At 70.8% G+C, this 18,978-nt stretch carries 16 protein-coding genes; 10 read left to right on the top strand and 6 right to left on the bottom strand.

What is annotated here, in order from left to right; all coding sequences use genetic code 11:
* On the top strand, positions 1-864 hold an 864-nt coding region (locus B7767_RS46170; RefSeq protein WP_256923341.1), incomplete at its 5' end, for a DUF6493 family protein.
* 379 nt (positions 865-1,243) lie between these two features.
* Here the strand turns inward: B7767_RS46170 and B7767_RS06585 are convergent.
* The gene (locus tag B7767_RS06585; protein ID WP_085571302.1) at positions 1,244-2,005 is read right to left on the bottom strand and encodes an SDR family NAD(P)-dependent oxidoreductase; all 762 of its coding nucleotides are present in this window, start codon (positions 2,003-2,005) and stop codon (positions 1,244-1,246) included.
* A complete protein-coding gene (locus B7767_RS06580; RefSeq protein WP_061441709.1) occupies positions 2,002-2,424 on the bottom strand; it encodes a VOC family protein in 423 nt (140 codons plus the stop codon). Before B7767_RS06580 ends, B7767_RS06585 begins: the two co-directional genes overlap by 4 nt.
* Before the next feature lie 150 nt (positions 2,425-2,574).
* Here B7767_RS06580 and B7767_RS06575 point away from each other — a divergent pair, with 150 nt between their 5' ends.
* From B7767_RS06575 to B7767_RS06565, 3 genes are all read left to right on the top strand, one after another.
* Entirely contained in the window at positions 2,575-3,252 is a 678-nt protein-coding gene (locus tag B7767_RS06575; protein ID WP_061441710.1) for a GntR family transcriptional regulator, read from the top strand.
* Positions 3,253-3,636: 384 nt separating this feature from the next.
* Positions 3,637-4,512: a helix-turn-helix transcriptional regulator gene (locus B7767_RS06570; protein ID WP_030856485.1), complete on the top strand. Its 876-nt coding sequence runs from the start codon at positions 3,637-3,639 to the stop codon at positions 4,510-4,512.
* A gap of 85 nt (positions 4,513-4,597) precedes the next feature.
* Entirely contained in the window at positions 4,598-5,470 is an 873-nt protein-coding gene (locus tag B7767_RS06565; RefSeq protein WP_085571301.1) for a helix-turn-helix transcriptional regulator, read from the top strand.
* 190 nt (positions 5,471-5,660) lie between these two features.
* On the opposite strand, the gene B7767_RS06560 is transcribed toward B7767_RS06565, so the two are convergent.
* Positions 5,661-5,960, bottom strand: a complete 300-nt coding sequence (locus B7767_RS06560) for an Atu4866 domain-containing protein (protein WP_061441713.1) — start codon at positions 5,958-5,960, stop codon at positions 5,661-5,663.
* Between the two features lie 384 nt (positions 5,961-6,344).
* Here B7767_RS06560 and B7767_RS06555 point away from each other — a divergent pair, with 384 nt between their 5' ends.
* The 3 genes from B7767_RS06555 (at position 6,345) to B7767_RS06545 (ending at position 10,062) form a co-directional block, all read left to right on the top strand.
* Positions 6,345-7,112 (top strand): Atu4866 domain-containing protein, encoded by a 768-nt coding sequence (locus B7767_RS06555; protein ID WP_085571300.1) that lies wholly within the window; start codon positions 6,345-6,347, stop codon positions 7,110-7,112.
* A 211-nt stretch (positions 7,113-7,323) separates the two neighbouring features.
* Positions 7,324-8,718 (top strand): amidohydrolase family protein, encoded by a 1,395-nt coding sequence (locus B7767_RS06550; RefSeq protein ID WP_085571299.1) that lies wholly within the window; start codon positions 7,324-7,326, stop codon positions 8,716-8,718.
* A 228-nt stretch (positions 8,719-8,946) separates the two neighbouring features.
* Positions 8,947-10,062 (top strand): MFS transporter, encoded by a 1,116-nt coding sequence (locus B7767_RS06545; protein ID WP_256923340.1) that lies wholly within the window; start codon positions 8,947-8,949, stop codon positions 10,060-10,062.
* An 801-nt stretch (positions 10,063-10,863) separates the two neighbouring features.
* Here B7767_RS06545 and B7767_RS06540 read toward each other — a convergent pair.
* Complete coding sequence (locus tag B7767_RS06540; RefSeq protein WP_085571297.1) at positions 10,864-12,453, bottom strand: alpha/beta hydrolase; 1,590 nt, start codon at positions 12,451-12,453, stop codon at positions 10,864-10,866.
* Between the two features lie 312 nt (positions 12,454-12,765).
* Between B7767_RS06540 and B7767_RS06535 the strand changes: the two genes are divergently transcribed.
* The 3 genes from B7767_RS06535 (at position 12,766) to B7767_RS06525 (ending at position 17,300) form a co-directional block, all read left to right on the top strand.
* The gene (locus B7767_RS06535) at positions 12,766-14,829 is read left to right on the top strand and encodes a sensor histidine kinase (protein WP_107485854.1); all 2,064 of its coding nucleotides are present in this window, start codon (positions 12,766-12,768) and stop codon (positions 14,827-14,829) included.
* Positions 14,830-14,969: 140 nt separating this feature from the next.
* Positions 14,970-15,641, top strand: coding sequence for a response regulator transcription factor (locus B7767_RS06530; protein WP_085571308.1), 672 nt, complete (start codon positions 14,970-14,972; stop codon positions 15,639-15,641).
* A gap of 1,191 nt (positions 15,642-16,832) precedes the next feature.
* Positions 16,833-17,300 carry a cupin domain-containing protein gene (locus tag B7767_RS06525; RefSeq protein WP_063788357.1) on the top strand — a complete coding sequence of 156 codons (468 nt, stop codon included), beginning with the start codon at positions 16,833-16,835 and terminating at the stop codon, positions 17,298-17,300.
* A 359-nt stretch (positions 17,301-17,659) separates the two neighbouring features.
* Here the strand turns inward: B7767_RS06525 and B7767_RS06520 are convergent, their stop codons facing one another.
* Positions 17,660-18,190 (bottom strand): GNAT family N-acetyltransferase, encoded by a 531-nt coding sequence (locus B7767_RS06520; RefSeq protein WP_085571295.1) that lies wholly within the window; start codon positions 18,188-18,190, stop codon positions 17,660-17,662.
* A gap of 399 nt (positions 18,191-18,589) precedes the next feature.
* Entirely contained in the window at positions 18,590-18,943 is a 354-nt protein-coding gene (locus B7767_RS06515; protein ID WP_125537126.1) for a hypothetical protein, read from the bottom strand.
* Positions 18,944-18,978: the final 35 nt, after the last annotated feature.

Here is an 18,978-nt window from a genome sequence, read left to right as displayed (position 1 = left end):
ACCACGGACCGGGCGGCCGCCGAGGCCGCCGCCGAGCGGGCCGCACTGCTGGGCACGCCGGAGGGGCGGCGGCTCGCCGACTGGCTGCGGACCGGCGGCCTCACCGGCACGGTCCTGCACCGCGCGGTGACGGACCGGACGACACCGGTCGTCCGGTCCGGCGAGATCACCGCCTTGCACATGTTCCCACTCGCTTTCCGTGAGCTGGGGAGTCCGGCACTCGGTTCCCACCACCGGTGCTGGTGCGCCGCCACCGCGGCCGTCCAGCAGACCCACTGGCCCGCCCTCCTGCCCGAACACCCCGAACTCATATCTCTGCGGCTGATACAGCACGTCCTGCCCTGCGCCCGGTATCCCGAGAAAGATCCGGACGTCTGCTCCGTCCTGCCCTTGCTCGCGCAGTCACCCGGCGCGAGCGGGCCCGCGACGTCCCTGGTGGTGGCCGGCGGGCTCGGCGTCCAGCGCCAGGAGGACAGAATCGCCGCGGTCGACGCACTGCTGCTGTTGGCGGCACAGAAGAAGCTGGATCCCGGTGCGCTCGCCACCGACCTCGGTGCGCTGATGCTCATCGGGATCGTCGCTCCGAGCCGCCTGGCGGAGTCCCTGGGAACGGCCGCGTCCACCGGCGCGTACCGCACCGTCTGGACCGTGCTGCGTGACGCGCTGCCACCGCTCCTGTCCAAAGACCTCTCCCCCGCCGAGTCCCGTGGCCTCGGCGAACTGCTCACCGTCGCCGCCGAGTGCGCCGAACGCACCGGAGCCCAGGGCGTAATACCCGGACTCGACCCGATAGCCGCCCGGCGGGGCAGCTCACGGCTGGTGAGCCAGGCCCGTCGCCTACGCGCAGCACTTGCCGGCACGTAGGTCCGAAGAGGCGCATCCGCCCGGGAGATCCTGCTGCAGGGGCACGTAACGCGGCAGGAACGGTCCGATGCCGGCCGGCTCGAGCGGGAGGTGATCGGCCTCGGCGGCACGGAGTGCGGCCGAGGCCGGCGCCAGGACCTCCGAGCGCGACAACTCCTGTCGCTCGGGCAGCGGTCATGCCGAGTCGGTCGAGGGCGACGACGGCGGGGTGAGTCAGGCTGCGTTCGCCGTGGGGCCCGTACCGCCGCGATCGACGAGCTCGGCCATCTTCGTTCTCAGCGGTCCCAGCTTCCCCCGCACTGTCACCTCCAGGCCGAGCTGCTGCCCTGCGTGGGCGGGGCCCCACACGCGCGCCGTTCTTCTCTCGCGCGGTTGGGTGTCACGTGCGCAGGTGAGACGCGCCGTTGAGGTCGACGATGGTTCCCGAGGCCCATGCCGCGGCCGGGGAGGCGAGGAAATGCACCGTGGCGGCGACCTCTTCCGGGGTGCCGACGCGCCCGAAGGGGCTCTCCACGCGCAGACGTTCTCCTTCCGGGCCGGACAACTTCCCCGTCTGCCGTTCGGTGGCCACGAACCCGGGCGCGACGGAGGTGACCGCGATGCCGTGCGGAGCCAGGGCCACGGCCAGTGACTGACCGAGGGCGTGCAGGGCGGCCTTGGTGGCCCCGTAGGCGGGGAAATCGGGTTCGCCCCGGAACGCGCCGCGCGAGCCGATGTTCACGATCGCCCCGCCGGTGCTCCGGTCGACGAGGTGGTGGGCTGTGGCCCAGCACAAGTCGGCCGCGCCCAGCAGGTTGACGTCGACCATCCGCCGCCAGACCTGCTGCCAGTGCTCCAGCGGGGTCTCGGCGATGGGGTGCCGGGTGTCCGCCGCGGGTGCCACGGCCGCGTTGTTCACCAGCACGTCCACGGCACCGAGCGCGGCCACCGCCTCGGCCACGGTCCGCTCGGCCGCACCTGGCTCGCCCAGGTCGGCCTGCAGCAGCGTGTGCCCGGTGCCGGGAAGCTCGCGCACCGTCCGTTCGGCGTCCGCACGGCGACCGGCGTACTGCACCGCGACACGGTCACCGCCGGCGGCGAAGGCCCTCGCGACGGCGCGGCCGATGCCCCGCGATCCACCGGTGACGAGCACGCCCCTCATCGGGCGAACACCATCGACTCGTCACGGAAGGACTTGAACTCCAGGGCGTTGCCCGCGGGGTCGCGGAAGAACATGGTCCACTGTTCGCCGGGTTCACCGGGAAAGCGGCGATGCGGTTCGATGTCGAAGCGAACCCCCGCGGCTCGCAACCGCTCGGCGAACTGGTGGAAGGACTGTTCGGGCAGCAGGAGACCGTAGTGCGGGATCGGCACCCGGTGCTGTCCCACCACGCTGGTACCCGCCGGCTGCGGCACGGTCGGCACCAGGTGGGTCACCAACTGGTGGCCTTCGAGATTCCAGTCCACCCAGTGGTCGGCGCTGCGCCCCTCGGGCAGACCCAGCACCTGTCCGTAGAAGCCGCGGGCGGCGACCAGGTCGTCGACCGGGACGGCCAGGTGGAAAGCGGGTCGGCGTGGCATGGGGGTCCCCTCTGGTGGAGTCGGCGGCCAGGGCAGCCTGACCCACCCGATCTTTCAATGTCAACATTAGGACAAGAGTCGACTGGAAGCCCGGGGCGAGTCGCCTGGCCGGTCTGGTGGTTGCGATTGTCCGGATGTCAACATGGCGGCATGTCATCTGCACTGCCGAAGGCCGCCCGGCGCGGGCTGGCCGACGAAGCCGCCGACCTGGTGCGCGCCGCGATCTTCTCGGGTCACTTCCCGCCCGGAGCCCCACTGCGCGAAGTGGAGTTGGCCGAACGCCTCGGGGTCAGCCGTGGCTCGGTCCGGGAAGGACTGGCCCGGCTGGAGCATGAGGGGTTGGTGCGTGGCGGCTGGCACCGCGGCACCACCGTCATCAGGGTGACGGCCGAGGACGCGCAGGAGGTCTACGCGCTGCGGGCCGCGTTGGACCGCCTGGCCGCGACCACCGCGCGGCGAGCCGCGACCGCGGAGCAGCTGTCCGCGCTGGATCGGCTGGTGGCCGAGATGGCGGCCGAGATCGCCGAGGGCGGTGACGCCCCCCGGCTGGTGGCGCTGGACATCGCCTTCCACGACCAGATCTACGCCGCGGCCGGGAACGGCAGGCTCACCTCCGCCTGGGAGGCGATCCGCTCTCAGGTGCACCTGTTCCAGCTGCGCCGCGTCGACGTGGCCTACGACCACTACCGCGCACGCGTGGTCGACGAGCATCGCGAGCTGGCCGCTCTTCTGCGCTCCGGCGACATCCGGACGCTGGCCCGCCGGGCCGAAGAGCATGTGGAATCCGCACGGCGCAGTCTGCTGGCCGGTCTGCCGACCGCACCGTGACGTCAAGCACCACGTCAGGCACCGAGGCGTCCGGCCGTACCTGAGCGTGCCCCGTACGCGCCAGGCAGCCGGAAAGCGGCGAGTGGCTGTGGGTGGGCTCCGGTTCCGGTTCCTCACCGCGTCGCACCGGCTCGGATCTCCCGGCGCAGGGCGGGACCGGCCAGGCAGACGCATGCCAAGACAGTGCTGAGGAGTCGCGGCGCTTCACCAGTCGCGGCGCTTCACCTGCGACGGGTGGGAAGCACTCGGCCTGTGCCGCCCTCGGAGAGCGAGGCCGTCGTCGACCCGGACAGGGGTGTGACTGTCCAGGGTGTGCTGTTCCCAGGGTAAGCGCACCCTCCCTCGCCCCTACGGCAGTGCGTCGCGCCGCTCTAGCCTCGACGTATGGACAGAGAGAAGGAGCTCGTCGACAACACGCTGGGGGGTTTTCTCCGGGCGCGGCGCGCCCGCCTGCGCCCCTGCGACGTGGGGATTCCCACCTCCGGTCGTCGCAGGGTGCCCGGTCTGCGACGTGAGGAGGTGGCCGCCCTCGCGGGGGTGAGTTCCGACTACTACACGCGTCTCGAACAGGGCCGCGAGCGGCATCCGTCCCGGCAGATCCTCGAGGCCGTGGGGCGGGCACTGCAGCTGGACGGCGAAGCGATGGCCCACCTGCACCGCGTGGCCGGCCCGACCACCCGCCGGACACGCCGAGCACCGCGCGTGGAACGAGTCGCCCCGCACCTCAGGCGTCTCCTCGACACGTGGCGTGACACGCCTGCCTTCGTCATGAGCCCCGTACTGGACATCCTGGCCCGTAACCGGCTCGCGAGCGTTCTTCACGCCGACTTCACTCACAGTGACAACCTGTTGCGCATGACGTTCCTGGACCCGGTCGCGCGGCGGTTTCACCGGGACTGGGACCGTGCGGCCGAGTCGACGGTGGCCACATTGCGCCGTGCGGCCGGCATCGATCCCGAGGATCCGCGCTTGAGCCAGGTCGTAGGTGAGCTGTCCCTGAGAAGTGCGGACTTCTCCACGCTGTGGGCGCGGCATGACGTGCGCGCCAAGACGCGGGAGGCGAAACGCTTCCACCATGCTCAGGTCGGTGACCTGGAACTGCACTTCGAGTCCTTCACCGTCAACAGCGCCCCGACGCAGCAGCTCGTCGTCTACCAGGCCGAACCAGGCACGGCGTCCGCCGACGCACTGTCCCTGCTCGGCTCTCTCAGTGCCGGCGCAGTGGCCGAGGAGCCGGCGGCCGGCGCCGCGCTCGACTGAGTCGCCGCCGTTCGGGCCGGGTCCACCGGCCAGGCCCACACGTGAGGGACGAAGGGCGGGCCGGCCTCTCCGTTAGGTTGGAACAATGAGCGACACCACTCCCTTGGGAAACTTTCTGAGAGCACGGCGCGAAGCCCTCAAGCCGCAGGACGTGGGGCTTCCGGAGCACGGGCGCCGGCGGGTGCCGGGGCTGCGCCGTGAGGAGGTCGCCATGCTCGCCGGGGTGAGCGCCGACTACTACATGCGCCTGGAACAGGGACGGGAGTCCAGCCCGTCCCCGCAGGTGATCGACGCGGTCGCCGCCGCCCTGCGCCTCAGTGACGAGGCGCACGACCATCTGCGCAGGCTCACCAGGGCGCCCCAGGAACGTCGCGGTGTTCCGGCCGGCGACGACAGGGTCCACCCCCACCTTCTGCGGCTGATCGACGGCTGGCCCGACACCCCCGCCTTTGTCCTGGGCCCGGCCCTGGACATCCTGGCGCGCAATGCGCTCGCCGCGGCCCTGCACAGCGGATTCCAACGGTTCGACAACCTGGCTCGCATGGTCTTCCTCGACCCGGCGGGACGTGCCTTCTACAGGGACTGGGACGACTCCGCCCACTCGTGCGTGGCCGAACTGCGTGCGGCCTTCGGACACGACCCCGAGTCCCCGCGGATCACCGAGGTCGTCGACACGCTCCGCGGGAGGAGTCCCGAGTTCGCCGGGCTGTGGGCACGGCACGAGGTCAGGAGCAAGACGCAGCAGGAGAAGTACCTGTCGCATCCCGAGGTGGGTGCTCTGGAGATCCAGTTCTCGGCCTTCACTGTCGGGGGAGCCCCGCATCAGCAGCTGGTCGTCTACCAGGCAGAGCCGGCGAGCGCCACCGCGGCCGCCTTCGCCGTGCTCCGGTCCGGTGCCGGCGAAGAGGCGTCGGTAGAGGTGGTGCGCGAGGTTTCGCTGTCGTCCGGCAACAGCTGACTGCTGAGTGGCCCCTCGTGTGAAAGGGCCCTGGACGAGAGGGAGGGCTCGCCGGCCGGCGACGAGCCCTCGCTGTGGCATCGGAACGTGTTCGGGCCTGTGAGGGCAACCGTGCCTTGTACCGTCGGCCGCCCGCTCCTGGAGTCGGCCCGAGAACCGACGGCCCCTCGGGAGTCCAGGATCAGGTCCCTCAGCCGCGCGACCCCGTACCTTCCCGCCGGACGCGCTGATCGCCCTCACGGTAGAGCACCAGATGCTCGTGGAAGAGAACGCCGTCACGAACGTCCCCCGTGGCGGTGAAACCTGTGTCGTCGACGTAGTCGATGTGGTTGCCGCTGACGGTGTACCGGCCGGTGTAGGCACTCCGGCGCCGTCCGCGGGCCTCGTCGTAGCGGCCGTTCGGCAGTAGTTCCTGGCGGATGAATCCGTCCGCGGTCACCCACATCCCGACGTACGGGTGCGGAGCGCGAGGCGTGTCGTTGCTGGTCATGGCTTCACTCTCGGCCCCATGACGGAACGTGGCCAGGCCGCCGCGTCCCCGGGTACGGGCTTCCTGGGAGCCGTGCACCCATGATCGCGGAACGGAGCGGGAGTGACGTGCCGGGGCGGACAGATTCCCCGGACGCTCTGCGCCGGGCCTGTGCCGTGCCCGTCATCTCCCTGCCGGCCATGGTGCCGGCCCCTTCCGCTCTCCTCCGGCCGGGCATGGGTGGGTGCCGTGCACCCGGGTGCACGGCGGCCTGGTTCCGCTTGTCCGGCCGGACGAACCTGGTGGTCATGCGGCTGCCGTGACGCCGAGCAGCCGCGACCCGCCCGTGAGGAAGCCCGCGTCGTTCGCCGGGCGGACCGAAGAGCCGAACCCCTGAGGAAAACGATGACCACCAACGACACCCACGCCCACACCGGCGCCCTGAGCTGGCACCCGGAGGCGCTCGACGAGATCCTCTCGAACGACGGGGGCCGCCCCGTCCTGTTCACCAACGCCCGGATCGTGACGATGGACCCGCTGATCGGGACCATGACCGGTGCCGACATCCTGTTCGTCGGCGACCTGATCGTCGGCGTCGGCCCCGGCATCATCACCGCGGCACAGGACGACAACGCCATCGTCGTCGACTGCACGGGCACGACCATCGTCCCCGCCGTCGTGGACACCGTCGCCCTGGCCGGCGGCCGCGGCCGGCGCTCGGAGTACGTCGCGACGCTGACGCCCGGCAACAACACCGACTTCCTGGTGGTACCCGACGAACTCGCCGCCGACGTGCCGAGCGCGGTGGCCACCCTCGTGTCCCACCCGGAGCAGGTCCGCGCACTGGTCGCGGCCGGCCGTCCCGTCCGGTGGTCGGGCACCGAAATCTCCGGCGGGCCCACAACCCCCCAGGCCGGCATCCCCGCCGCTCCGGACCTGACCGGCAGCCCACGGCTCGGCGTCTGGATCGACCGGCAGGACTTCCTGCACCAGGAACTCACCGCGGACGGCCGCTACGACGAGACCCGGGGCGGCCGCCCCCACGCCTACCAGGGGCGGTTCTGGATCGACGGCGACCGCATCGACTACCTGGACGACCTCGGCTTCTGGGCCTACGGAGAGTTCAGGGGCGACGAGCTGCACCACGCCGGCTACGTCATGAAGCTGGGCTGAACCGCCCGGCCGGCAACGGCCGAGCCGCCCGCACACACGGCGACAACACCGGGTCCGGACCGTGCCTCCGCAGCCTTTCGGTCCTGGACGCACGACGCCCGGGTGAACGGCGCCCTGGCTGCCGGGGCCGGCCCCGCCAGAACCGGAAACCGGGCTGCCGGGCGTTCCCGGCAGCCCTCCCCCTCCCCGAAGTACTGAAAGCAGCTTTTCCATGACCCACGTCAACGGCACCGCCGCCACGGCCGCCCTCGAACAGCTCCGCCGTCGCCCCGCGGACGAACGGCGCATCCTGTTCACCGGCGCGACCATCGTCACCATGGACGCCGACCTCGGTGTCCTGCCCAACGCCGACCTGCTCGTCGAGGGCGACACCATCACCGCCGTCGGTCCCGGTCTCGAGGCCGGTGACGCCGTGGTCGTCGACGCCACCGGCACCGTCCTCAGCCCCGGCTTCGTCGACACCCACCGGCACGCCTGGGAGGCCCAGCTGCGCCGGATCATGCCGGACGTCGACGACCTCGGCGCCTACGTCATGTCCACCCTGGCCGGCTACGCCACCGTCTACCGGCCCCAGGACATGTACACCGGCACCAGGCTGGCCGCCCTCACCGCGATCGACAGCGGCATCACGACCATGCTCGACTTCTCCCACAACTCCCGCACCCCCGAACACTCCGACGCCGCCGTCGAGGCTCTCCGCGACACCGGCATCCGCGGTGTGCACGCCTCCATGGGCCCGCACTTCGGTGACTGGGACAAGCAGTGGCCCGGCGACCTGACACGCCTCAGGGAGAAGTACTTCAACAGTGACGACCAACTGCTGACCCTGCGCCTGGCGACGCTCGCCACCGACGAGATCGCCGGCCCGGCCCTCGCCTACGGCCCCGAACTCGCCCGCGTCGCCAAGGACCTGGGCATCGGGGTGAGCGTGGACGCGGTCTTCGGCACAGCCTCCTCCGAGGTGATCCTGAACTGGGCGAAGGACGGCATCCTCGGCAGCAACGTCACCCTCATCCACGCCACCGGACTGACCCCCGAAGCATGGAAGGCGATGGGGGAAAGCGGCACCACCGTGGCCCTCGCCCCCACCTCCGACGCCCAGATCGGCCTGGAGACCGCGATCCCCGCCGTCGACGAGGCTTTGTCCGTCGGCATCCGTCCCGGGCTCAGCATCGACGTCGAAGTCGCCCTGGCCAGCGACATGTTCACCCAGATGCGGGCCCTGCACGCCATCCAGCGGATGCGGGCCGTCAACGCCGCCCACGGCACCGGCCGGCAGCCGGTCCGCATCACCACCCACGACGTCCTGGACTTCGCCACCCTCCAGGGCGCCCGCACCAACGGCCTCGCCGGCGTCACCGGCTCACTCACCCCCGGCAAGAAGGCCGACCTGCTGGTCATCCAGGCCGAGGACCTCAACAACATGCCGCTCAACGACCCGATCGGCACCCTCGTACTGGGCTCCGACGCCCGCAATATCAGCACCGTCCTCATCAACGGCGAGCCCCGCAAGTGGGACGGACAGGTCCTCGACGTCGACCTGCCCGCCCTGCGCAGCGAGGTCCACGCCTCGCGCGAGTACGTGCTGAACACCCACGCAGCCTGATCATCCCGTCACCGCCCCCGGCCGGCCCCTCGCCGGCCGGGGGCGACCCGGTCCCCGGCGCCTGCCATCGGCCGGTCATGCCGCACACGGGGCCACCAGACGTTCTTTCGGAGTCCCATGTCCCACCCCACCAGTGCACTCGATCACACAACCGGGAGCGGAACGCCCGGTCGGCCACCAGGCTGGGCCCCGGCCGCCAGGACCACAGCACTGCTCACCACGCTGGGCATGCTGATGGTCGGTCAGATGTACACCGTCCTGGCACTGCTGCACCCCATGGCCACCGAGTTCGGCACCACACCCGGTCAGGTCACGTGGACGGCGACGGCATTCGGTTTCGCCTACGCAGCCGGGTTCCTCTTCGCCGGCCCGCTCTGCGACCGTTACGGACCACGCGCCGTGATCACCGTGGGGCTCACGGCCGCCACGGCGTCCACCGCGGCGGTCAGCGCGGTCTCCGACCTTCCCACCGCCGTCGTGCTGCGCAGCCTGCAGGGACTGACCGCCGCGACCTTCGCCCCTGCCGCGCTCTCCTACGTCGTCCGGCACATCGCGCCTCGACACCGCGGCACCTCCCTCACCTGCGTCACCAGTGGCATGCTCGCCGCCGCCGTCGTTGTTCAGGTCGGCGCGCAGGCTGTTGCGGCCGGAATCGGCTGGCGTGCGGTCTTCTGGATCAGTGCCGTGCTGATGGCCCTGAACCTGTTCCCGGTGCGCCGGGTCCTGCGACCCACTCCGCGTGGAGGCACCGACGGCGGACTGCTGCAGGCGTTCGCGGCGATGCCGCGGCTGTTGCGACAGCCGCGGCTGGGCGCCCTGTGCCTGTCCACCGTCGCCCTGATGACGGCTTTCGTCTCCCTCTACACGGCGGTGGCCATCGCGGGCCCACCGGCCGTCACCGGCGATGCCACCGCGATCCTCGCCCTGCGGGCCAGCGCGCTCCCCGCCCTGATCGCCGTACCCCTGCTGGTCCCCGTGCTCGGGCGGCTGCCCGCGCCCCTGCGCGCGGCTCTCGCCTTCACTCTGGCCTCTTTCACCGTCGCCACCGGTTCCTTCCTCGGTGATCACACGGCGATGCTCGCCCTGGCCCTGCTGCTGTTCGTGGCCGCCGTCGCGGTAGCGGCGCCCGCGGTCGTCGAGACCATCAACGCCAACGCCCCGCAGGCACGTGGTGCGGCGGTCGCCCTCTACGGGTGCAGCATGTTCATCGGCGCCAGCCTGGGCCCACAGCTCGCCGGTGCGCTCACGGGACTGGGCTTCGACGGCATTCTGCTCGTCGTCGCCGGGGTGCTCCTTCTGGGCGCTTCCCTGATCCTGCCGGCCATGCGCCACCCCACCCCGTGACCCCCGCCATCGGCCCGGCACACAACGCATCGGCCCCCGCAAGGACCTCCCCCGACAGCCGTACGCCGACCGCTGCTCCCCCGGCGTACCACGGGCCCGCCCGCGAGAGCCGGAACCGCCGCCGGCCGAACGCCCCGGGCTCGGCAGCGGAGTCCGTCCGGTGCGGATGCCGGCCATCGAGGCGCATCGGACGGAGCAGAAGCGTTGTCCGGGCCGGCAGCGGAAACGGTCTGCCGGAACCCGGGGGCGACAATCTCTGGCCCGGTTCCCTCCTGACCGCTGATCAGAGACCCGTCCGTGACGAGACCGTCGTCCTTCGTACGAGGGGCGGTTCCCGGACCCGCCGCCTCACCGGACCGGATACCGCCCCTGGACGGTGCCCTTGGGGCCCGAACCCGGGGGTACCGCACCCAGCCGGGCCTCCGTCCGAGCCCCGGCTGTCATCGGCACCGATGTAGTGGTCGGACCGCCGTGTCGCACGGGATGGTCAACGGTGAGCGGACACTGTCCGCGCTGTGCCATCCGCCCCCAACCGTTCAGCGCCTACGGAACCTCGGCAGGGGCGCGCCCACAGCACAAGGGGCACCGGGGCGGGTGGGACGTCGTGGCCGCCGGGGGACCGGCGCCGGGCTCCAAACGGCTGGGTCCCTGAGCCGTGCGGGCGGCGACCCGCCGGACGCAGACCTTGGTGATCCGTCGGGCCTGAGGCCGGGCGGGTTCACCTCACCGTCCACGCCGGCGGGCAGCGGACCTGCCCGCCGCTGGGGACGGTGGCTCAGGGAAGCCGCAGGGACGCCAACGTCACGAGCAGACGGTGTCGTTCGCCGGGACCGTCCCGTCGAGCAGATACGCGTCGACCAGCTCGGTCAGGCAGTCGTTGACGGCGTAGGTGCCGTGCCCCTCGCCGTCCACGGTGAGGTGGACGCCGACCTTCTCTCCCAGTTCGTCCGCCATCTTCTTGGCACCCTCGTAGGGAGTGGCCGGATCACCGGTGTTGCCGATGACGAGGACTGGGTTCGCGCCGTCGGCCGACACCTCGACGGTGGATGCGTGGCCGTCAGCGGGCCAGCCGGTGCACTGGAGCAGCCCCCAGGCCATCCAGTCGCCGAACACCGAAGATGCCGTGCGGAATCGGGGCAGGTGGCGGTGTACGTCCTCAAGGGTGAAGCGGTCCTTGTAGTCCGCGCAGTTCACCGCGGTGTTGGCTGCGTTGATGTTGGCGTATCCGTCGTCGTCGATCCGTTCGTTGAGGAGGTCGGAGAGCAGCAGCAGTGCGCTGCCGTCGCCGTCCATGGCGGCGGCCAGTCCGCCCCTGAGCAGCAGCCAGCTCTCCTGGTCGTAGAGGGCGGCGGCGATGCCGTTGAGGGCGTGGCTCTGAGTCAGGGGACGCCCGAACTCCGTGGGCAGGGGGTCGGTGTCCAGGCGCTCGAGCAGCGCGATGATGTCCTTCTCGCCCTGCTGCGGGTTCGTGCCTTCGAAGAAGCAGGAGTCCTGCCGTGCGCAGTCCTCCAGGAAGTTGCGCAGTGCGCCCTGGAACCCCTTCGCCTGGCCGAGGGCACCGTGCAGGGCGTCCTCGGTGGGGTCGACCACGGCGTCGAAGACGAAGCGCCCGACACGCTTCGGGAAGAGATGTGCGTAGACGCCGCCGAGCTGTGTGCCGTAGGAGATGCCGAAGTAGTTGAGTTTCTCGTCGCCCAGGACGTGGCGCATCAGGTCGAGGTCACGTGCGGCCTCCTGGGTGCCGACGTGATCCAGCACCGCGCCCGACTCGCTCTGGCAGGCTCGGGCGAACGCGCGTACCCCACGCTCGCGGGCCTTCTCCTCCGTGGCGTCGTCAGGGGTGGCGTCCGCGGCCAGCCAGGCGTCCATGGCCTTCGTGTCCAGGCAGTGCACGCCGGCACTGTCCCCGACCCCGCGAGGGTCGAAACTGACCAGGTCATAGCGCTTGTGAAGCGTCATGTACTCGTCGCCGGCGGCGAGGGGGAGGGTGAGCACCCCGGAGCCGCCGGGGCCGCCGAAGTTGAAGACCAGGGACCCGAGGCGCTTCTCGCCGGAGTCCGGGGACGCCTTCGCCCGGATCAGGGCCAGATCGATGGTTTCGCCGTCGGGGTCCGCGTAGTCCAGCGGAGCCTTCATGGTGCTGCACTGCCACGTCGTTCCGTCCGGCAGCTTCTCGGGCCTGTCTCCGCCGCCCTGAGCCGTGGACGGAGCGGAGCACGTGCTCCACTTCAGTTCCTGCTCGCTGAGAGCGGTGGGCACCGCGGGTATCGCGGCATCGCCGCGAGCGTCGTCGGCGGTCTCGGGGTTGCAGGCTGTCACCGCGGTGGCCGCCAGCACGGCGAGCGACGCCAGGGCGACAGCGGTCCGGGACATGCGAGGTTGTGCGGGCATGCTTGTGCCGGTCTCCAGTTGGTGTGGGTGATACGGGCGCAGTGGACGGCCGCTCACACGAAGTCGTGGTGGTGGGCGTACCGGTCGGTGCGTGTGCCCTGGAAGGACCTGATCCCCCCGGAGGCTCGACGCGACGACGCGATCCATGTGCCGATCCTTTCGCGCTGAACGTGCCGCCCCGTCGCCCGCCGGAAGGATCGTCGCCTAGTCCGCGGGACATAGAGCGGTGGCGCGACCGCAGGGCCGGCACCGCGTGACCCCTTGAACCCCGCGGTGTCGGGGAGGGCGACGCCCGGCCATACACTTGCGCCAATGGGGAAAGGACGTCGGGTCAGGCCACTGCCGGTACTGTTCATGGGAGCGCAACTGCTGCTGTGGTTCAGCGTCGTTGCGTCTTCGAAGGAGCCGCCGGACACCGTTGAGTGGATCACCGCCTTCTGTGCCACGGCGCTCGCTGTGGTGGCGCTCGATCGGCGTCACCGGGCACCGCTCGCCGCCCTGGGCGTCATCGTCGCGGTGTCCGTGGTGGGACAGATCCTGGCGCCACCCGACCTGCTGGGCCTGGTACCGGGGCTGGCGGTCATGGTGGCGCTGTTCACCGTCACCGTTCTGTGCAGCTGGCCCGTCGGCCTGGGCGCGACCGCGGCTGTCGCCGTCGTCCAGCTCCTGCAGGCGGCCGCACGGCACGGCGTCGGCGGTCTTCTCCTCTCCGACTGGCTCACTGGTGTCGGCCCTTTTCTGCTGGTGTCCGCTCTCGGCACCGGCCGCCGGCACTGGCTGCGGGAACGGCAGGCCACGGCGGAGCGGCTGGCCGGTGCCGAGCAGCAGCAGGCGCAGGCCGCCGAGGCGGAACGGGAACGGCTGGCCGGTGAGTTGCACGACATCAGCGCGCACCACCTCACCTCCGTCGTGGTATCCGTCGAGGCCGCCCGCAGGCTCGGTGACAGCAGGCCCGACCTGGCCGCGGAGGCACTCGCGTTCGCGCGCCGCACCGCACGGGAGACCCAGTCCGCACTGCGGCGTCTCGTAGCGGTCATGCAGGTGGACGACCCACCGGCTCCCCAGGCGATGACCGCTCCGATCGAGACGCTGATCGCCGGATTCGGCAGGCTGGGCCGCCCCGTCTCCGTCTCCCTGCCCGCTGATCTCACCGGACCCGCGGCGGAAGCGGCCCACGGCATCATCCGGGAGGCCCTGACCAACGCCCTTCGCTACGCGCCGGGCGCCGCGGTCAGCGTGCGGGTGCAACGGGCCGGGGACACTTTGCATCTGACCGTCGACAACGGCAGGCCGCCCGGCGGCACGGACACCGGCACGGCGGGGATCGGCTCCGGCCGGGGGGTGGAAGGAATGCATCGGCGTGCCGCCGTCCTCGGCGGGAGGCTGTCCGCGGGACCCCGCCCCGACGGAGGCTGGCGCGTACACGCCGTGCTCCCCGACGCCGCGTCCGGCCCTCGGCCGAGCCCAGGGCGTCGGCGCGACTTTCCTCGCGAACAGCGGATCGCGGACAGGGCGGTCTTCGGCTCGGCCGCCGCGGTGGCGTCGGGCGTCGCCCTGACGAAGGCGGAGGACGCCGGCTACGGGGCCGGCACATGCCTGCTGCTCGTGTCGGTGCTGACCCTCCACGCACTGCCGTTGCTGTGGCGCCGCCACGCGCCCTGGGCGGTCCTGGCGGTGACCGGGGCCGCCGCCCTCCTGTGGCCGGTTCTGCTCCGCGGTGGTGCGCTGCCGCCGTCCTCCGCGATCTGCTTCCTCGGCGGCGGCATCGTCGCACCGGCCGCGGTCTACGCGGTCGCGGCGTACGGCCGGGTCCTGAGAACCGCGCCCGTGCCCTCCGGCCGACACGTCCCGCTGCCGACGGCGCATCCACTGACATCTCCGGCGGGCTCACGGCTGTCGTTTCTGTCCGTGCCCGCCGCGGTTCTCCCGTCGGCGATCTCCTTCACGTCCGCCTTCGCCGCCGACGGGACGCTGCTCGGAGACCCGGCCGGGCCTTTTCTCGTGCTGTTTCTCGCCTGCTGGACGCTGTTCCTGTCCGGCCTGGGATGCACGGCCGCCTGGGGGGCGGGATGGCTGATGCACAGGCGTCGCAGGCGGGAACTGGGCCGGGAGGACACGGCCCTCACCACTGTGCTGTCGAGCACGAGGGCCATGGTCCACGGCGAACGGCAGCGAGTCGCCGTCGGTCTGCGGGAGACGGTGCTCCGGCAGACGGACCGGATGATCTCCTCGGCTGAGGAGGGCAGCCTGGAGCAGGTGGCCGCGGCTACGCGGGCGACACTGAGCGCCATGCGCCAGTTGCTCGGAAGCCTGGACGCCGGCAGAGCGCCGAAAGCGCCTCGAAGAGCCGTCGTGACGAACACCCCTCGCATGTAGAAGTGTCCGTGCCGACAGGTCGGCGACTGCGTGGCGGCCTCTGGATGCGCACGCCGACCTGGTGGGTCCCGCGCACCGCCTCCATGGGAGGATGCGGCGCAGACAGTGGCCCGGGTGCGGGCGAAGAGAGGAGCAGGACCATCGGTATCCGTGTGCTGGTCGTGGACGATCAGGCGATCGTCCGCGCGGGTTTCGTGGCGATCCTGACGGCCGAAACCGACATGACCGTGGTCGGCGAGGCAGCGGACGGTGACGCGGCTGTGGCGATGTCGGCACAGCTCGCGCCCGACCTGGTGCTCATGGACATCCGCATGCCGGGTATGGACGGACTGACGGCGACCCGGCTGATCACCAGTCACGGCAGCGGCTCCCGGGTTCTCGTGCTCACCACGTTCGACCTCGACGCCTATGTCTACGAAGCTCTGCGCGCCGGGGCCTCCGGCTTTCTGCTCAAGGATTCCGAGCCGGAGGACCTCCTGGCCGCGATACGGGTGGTCGCCTCCGGTGACGGCGTCCTCGCGCCCGCGGTCACGGGGCGTCTGATAGCAGCCTTCGCTCGGGGGGCCTCCTTCGCTCCGGAGATCACAGGGGCGCTGGACAGCCTCACCAGCCGCGAACGCGAGATCCTCGTCCTCGTCGCCACGGGCCTGAGCAACGCGGAGATCGGCGCGCGTCTGGAAGTAGCCGTGGGAACGGTGAAGGTGCACGTGAGCTCAGTGCTCAACAAGCTGGGCCTACGGGATCGTGTGCAGGCGACCATTTTCGCCTACGAGAGTGGGCTGGTCCGCCCGTCGGTGACGCCGGCTCTCTGAGCGGCCCTCCGCTTGCCTGCCACCAGGGCGATCAGAGGGAGAGTTGGCCGCGAAGCCGGCAGTCGCGATCGCGGACCCGCGGTGGACTGCGCCGCCGCTGCCCTGCGCGGGCCGACTCCGCCCAGCCTTCTTCGCCTGCCGTCCAGGACCCCGAAAGCAAGGCCGCCCAGCGCGGAAGGGCCGGGCCCCGGAACAGTCACCGCCGGGTCTTTGTCCGCTCCCCGTGCGCTGCTGCTCGGCAGGTACGACCACGAAGACCACCAGCAGAGCAGGTCACGAAACCCGCACGGGTCGTTCCGTGATCTCACTGCGACGATCCGTGCCGTCGAGACACGGGGTTCGCGGACGGACGAGACGGCGCGTTGCTCCTGCCGGCGATCGACGAGTCGCGCCGCATCAGTCACTGAAGCAACGTGAAGGTCACTCGGACGGCATCCTCCACACGTGATTCCTGGCTTCACCCACCTACACCGCTCCAAGAACACACCTTTACGGAAGCAAACCTCACTGATGGGTGAAGCGACCGGCGCTCCTTGGAGGGCGGCGTTCGACCGTCGGCGACGCGGCCGCCGACCCTGCGATCGATTCCCCAGAAAAGGGATATCGGGCGCGCCGCCGTATCGCGGCATCGTGTGCTCGGATATGTCCCGCAGCCCCGACGCGAGGCTCGATACACGAGGAGGATGGGACCCACCGTGCCTGCACCCACCGTCTGGGAAGGAACCCGCTTGAGGGCGAACGCGCCGTCGCCTTCGTTTTCTTCGGCATCGGCGAGCAGACGAGCGGCAGCAGGGCTCCCGAGGAGCTGACCGCGGCCGCCCGCTTCTGCCGCCCCTTCATGCTGTTGGCGGACGGACCCACGGAGGCGGGAACTACCCGGCTCCAACGGCGGGCAGACGATCCTCCGGCGACTCCGGGGAGACCACACGCTCCGCAGTCGTCGACGCAACGGGCCGATCCGGCGAGCCGCCGTCACTGCCCCGGCGACACCCCCGCGACACCCCCGAGAACGCCACGCCCTTCTCGCCACCCGTCCGGCGAGCATCTTCGCCGACCGCTCTTCGACCGTTCCCAGCACCGGATGGGCGCGAGGTGGCGGCCGACGTGCCCGTGGTTCGGGCACAGGCCACGCCTCTTCCCGCAAGCAAGGCGCCACACAGCGCTCCCCGCACCCGCAAGAGAGTACGAACCATGTCTTTGCCCCCACTGCACATACCGCCGGACGGCGGCTCCCCGGTGTTCCTCGTAGGGGACACCTACACCACCTTGCTCAGCGCCGCTGACACCGGCGGTGAACTGTCCCTGGCAGAGGCCATCGTTCCGGCCGATGCCGGCCCCCCGCCGCACACCCACCATGGCGAGTCCGAGACGTTCGTTCTTCTTGACGGAACACTTCGTGTGACCGTCGGTGACGAGCAGTTCGACGTCGAGCCCGGAGGGGTTGTGTACGTCCCCAAGGGCGTTCGTCACTCCTTCAAGAACACCAGCCCGGGCCACCCCGCCCGCATGTACTTCCTCTATGTGCCTGGCGGCATGGACGGCATGTTCCAGGAGATCGGCCGCCCCGGTGTCCGGGGCCAGGTCGGCCCTCCCCTCGACCCGGCCGATGTGGTCGCCATGGGTGAGGTTGCCGAGAAGTACGGCTACACCCTCGGCTGAACGACCGCCCCTCCGCGACGCCGCCGCAGCCGCCGTACCCGGTGCTTGGGCGGACGTTCACCGGACGCATACCGGTCACCGGCCACGGTGCGCCAAGCTGGCGTCCCGCTGTGTGCAACGCCAGTGCGTTAAGGGTTCGTGCGCCCTGTCGAGAAGGCGGGACCTCTGGTAGTTCGCATGGTGTCGAAGCCTTTGCGAGTGTCCCGGAGGTCCCGTTGCCGCAGAATCCTGTCAGCGTCAGGTCCGGTGCGACAGCCCTCGACGTGTATGCGCCCGGCCATCTGGGCGAGTTGACCGAGATCATCGATCCCGAGCTGATCGGTGCGGTCCTGGAGGACACCGGTGCCCGGCAGCAGCGGCTACGGCTGCTCGACGGAGACTGTGAGGTCGGCGGTCGAGCGGTGAACGGCGGGCCGGGAGGCACCGAGCGTCCTCAGGATTCTCAGCATGCGCACGTTGTCCAAGCCGGTCATGACACTCATGGAGCAGCAGCCGAAGGTGCGGGCCTGCTCCCGGGCGTACTGCGCCAGCGTGGTGCCCAGGCCACGGCTCTGCCACGGGTCCTCGATCATGATGCCGAGTTCGGCGGTGCTGGGCTCGGTCGTGCGGACCAGGTTGGTGGTCGCGATGAGTCGCTGAGGATCGTCCTCCGGGTGGGTGACCCAGGTGAGGCCCAGGTCGGGGCGGGTCAGGTGGTGGAACTCGCCCCGGCGCAGGGAACGCCGGGCGGCCTGGTAGCGCGCGAAGCGCGTCTCGAGCGAGCAGCGGTTGTGCAGCGCGTTCACCGCGTCGAAGTCATCGAGCGTAGCGGGACGGGTGATGGTGCGGGTCCCGGTGTGCGGCAGGCAGGGGCGATGGGGTGCGGTGGTCGTCGGAGCGGGGGAGGGCATAGTGGTCCTCGGCTTGGAGTCAGGGAAGGCGGGGGCAGGGCACGGTGCAGGAGTGCGGCAACCGCCGACAGCCGTTGCGGGGCCACCGACCGGGGCTCGTCACCGTCATTTGCGGTGTCGTCCCCCATGGCAGGATCCCGGCCCCTTGGAAGGGAGTCATTCCCGTGCGGGCCCGGCCGGAGCGGGAGGCTGTCGTCCATGACGAAGCTGACCGTCGAAGCATGGTGCTCAACAGCCGTGTCGGCGACACTGCCGAACGACACGGACTGTTCGGAACACGCGCCCCGCGCCCCGCTCACCGACACGACCTCTCGGTCCGGGGCCGCAGCAGCGTTCCGGACTCAGGGGAACCCCGGACCGTCACAGATCAAGGTTCACCGGACTACGGGAGAGGGACACTCACGCGTCGGGGTCCTGGTGGTAGGCGTGACGGTCGGTGTGTGGGCCTCGGGAGGACGTGAGGAACCGGAGGGCCGACGCGACGAGCACGGTGATCAGAAGGGCGACGCTGAGCAGGAAGGTCCATTCGACCCACGCACCGCCGGACCGCCCCTCCTCGAACGCTGAGAACAGCCGTGCGCCCACGGGGTAGGAGATCATGCAGACGATGACGAGGGGCCAGAAGGACAACACCTTGAGAGGCTTGGTCCATGCGGTGAGGGCAAGGGCCACAACAGCGACCAGGGCGACGAGAACATGCATGCGATCCATGAGCCGATCCTTTCGCGCGGAATCCGCCGCGATCTCGGCCACCAGGAGGAATCGCACCTAGTCCGCGAAGCATAGAC

Source organism: Streptomyces sp. 13-12-16, from assembly GCF_002114215.1.
In the GTDB taxonomy this organism is placed as follows: domain Bacteria; phylum Actinomycetota; class Actinomycetes; order Streptomycetales; family Streptomycetaceae; genus Streptomyces.
Note: the sequence above shows the minus strand (reverse complement) of the source record. Positions and strands in the feature narration are given on the sequence as shown.

Bases quoted from the DNA above. Each gene is read 5' to 3' on its own strand.
- B7767_RS06570 (WP_030856485.1), top strand. From the start codon at position 3,637: ATGGACAGAGAGAAGGAGCTCGTCGACAACACGCTGGGGGGTTTTCTC.
- B7767_RS06575 (WP_061441710.1), top strand. From the start codon at position 2,575: ATGTCATCTGCACTGCCGAAGGCCGCCCGGCGCGGGCTGGCCGACGAA.
- B7767_RS06555 (WP_085571300.1), top strand. From the start codon at position 6,345: ATGACCACCAACGACACCCACGCCCACACCGGCGCCCTGAGCTGGCAC.
- B7767_RS06520 (WP_085571295.1), bottom strand. From the start codon at position 18,190: ATGCCCTCCCCCGCTCCGACGACCACCGCACCCCATCGCCCCTGCCTG.
- B7767_RS06540 (WP_085571297.1), bottom strand. From the start codon at position 12,453: ATGCCCGCACAACCTCGCATGTCCCGGACCGCTGTCGCCCTGGCGTCG.
- B7767_RS06535 (WP_107485854.1), top strand. From the start codon at position 12,766: ATGGGGAAAGGACGTCGGGTCAGGCCACTGCCGGTACTGTTCATGGGA.
- B7767_RS06550 (WP_085571299.1), top strand. From the start codon at position 7,324: ATGACCCACGTCAACGGCACCGCCGCCACGGCCGCCCTCGAACAGCTC.
- B7767_RS06580 (WP_061441709.1), bottom strand. From the start codon at position 2,424: ATGCCACGCCGACCCGCTTTCCACCTGGCCGTCCCGGTCGACGACCTG.
- B7767_RS06585 (WP_085571302.1), bottom strand. From the start codon at position 2,005: ATGAGGGGCGTGCTCGTCACCGGTGGATCGCGGGGCATCGGCCGCGCC.
- B7767_RS06560 (WP_061441713.1), bottom strand. From the start codon at position 5,960: ATGACCAGCAACGACACGCCTCGCGCTCCGCACCCGTACGTCGGGATG.
- B7767_RS06565 (WP_085571301.1), top strand. From the start codon at position 4,598: ATGAGCGACACCACTCCCTTGGGAAACTTTCTGAGAGCACGGCGCGAA.
- B7767_RS06525 (WP_063788357.1), top strand. From the start codon at position 16,833: ATGTCTTTGCCCCCACTGCACATACCGCCGGACGGCGGCTCCCCGGTG.
- B7767_RS06545 (WP_256923340.1), top strand. From the start codon at position 8,947: ATGCTGATGGTCGGTCAGATGTACACCGTCCTGGCACTGCTGCACCCC.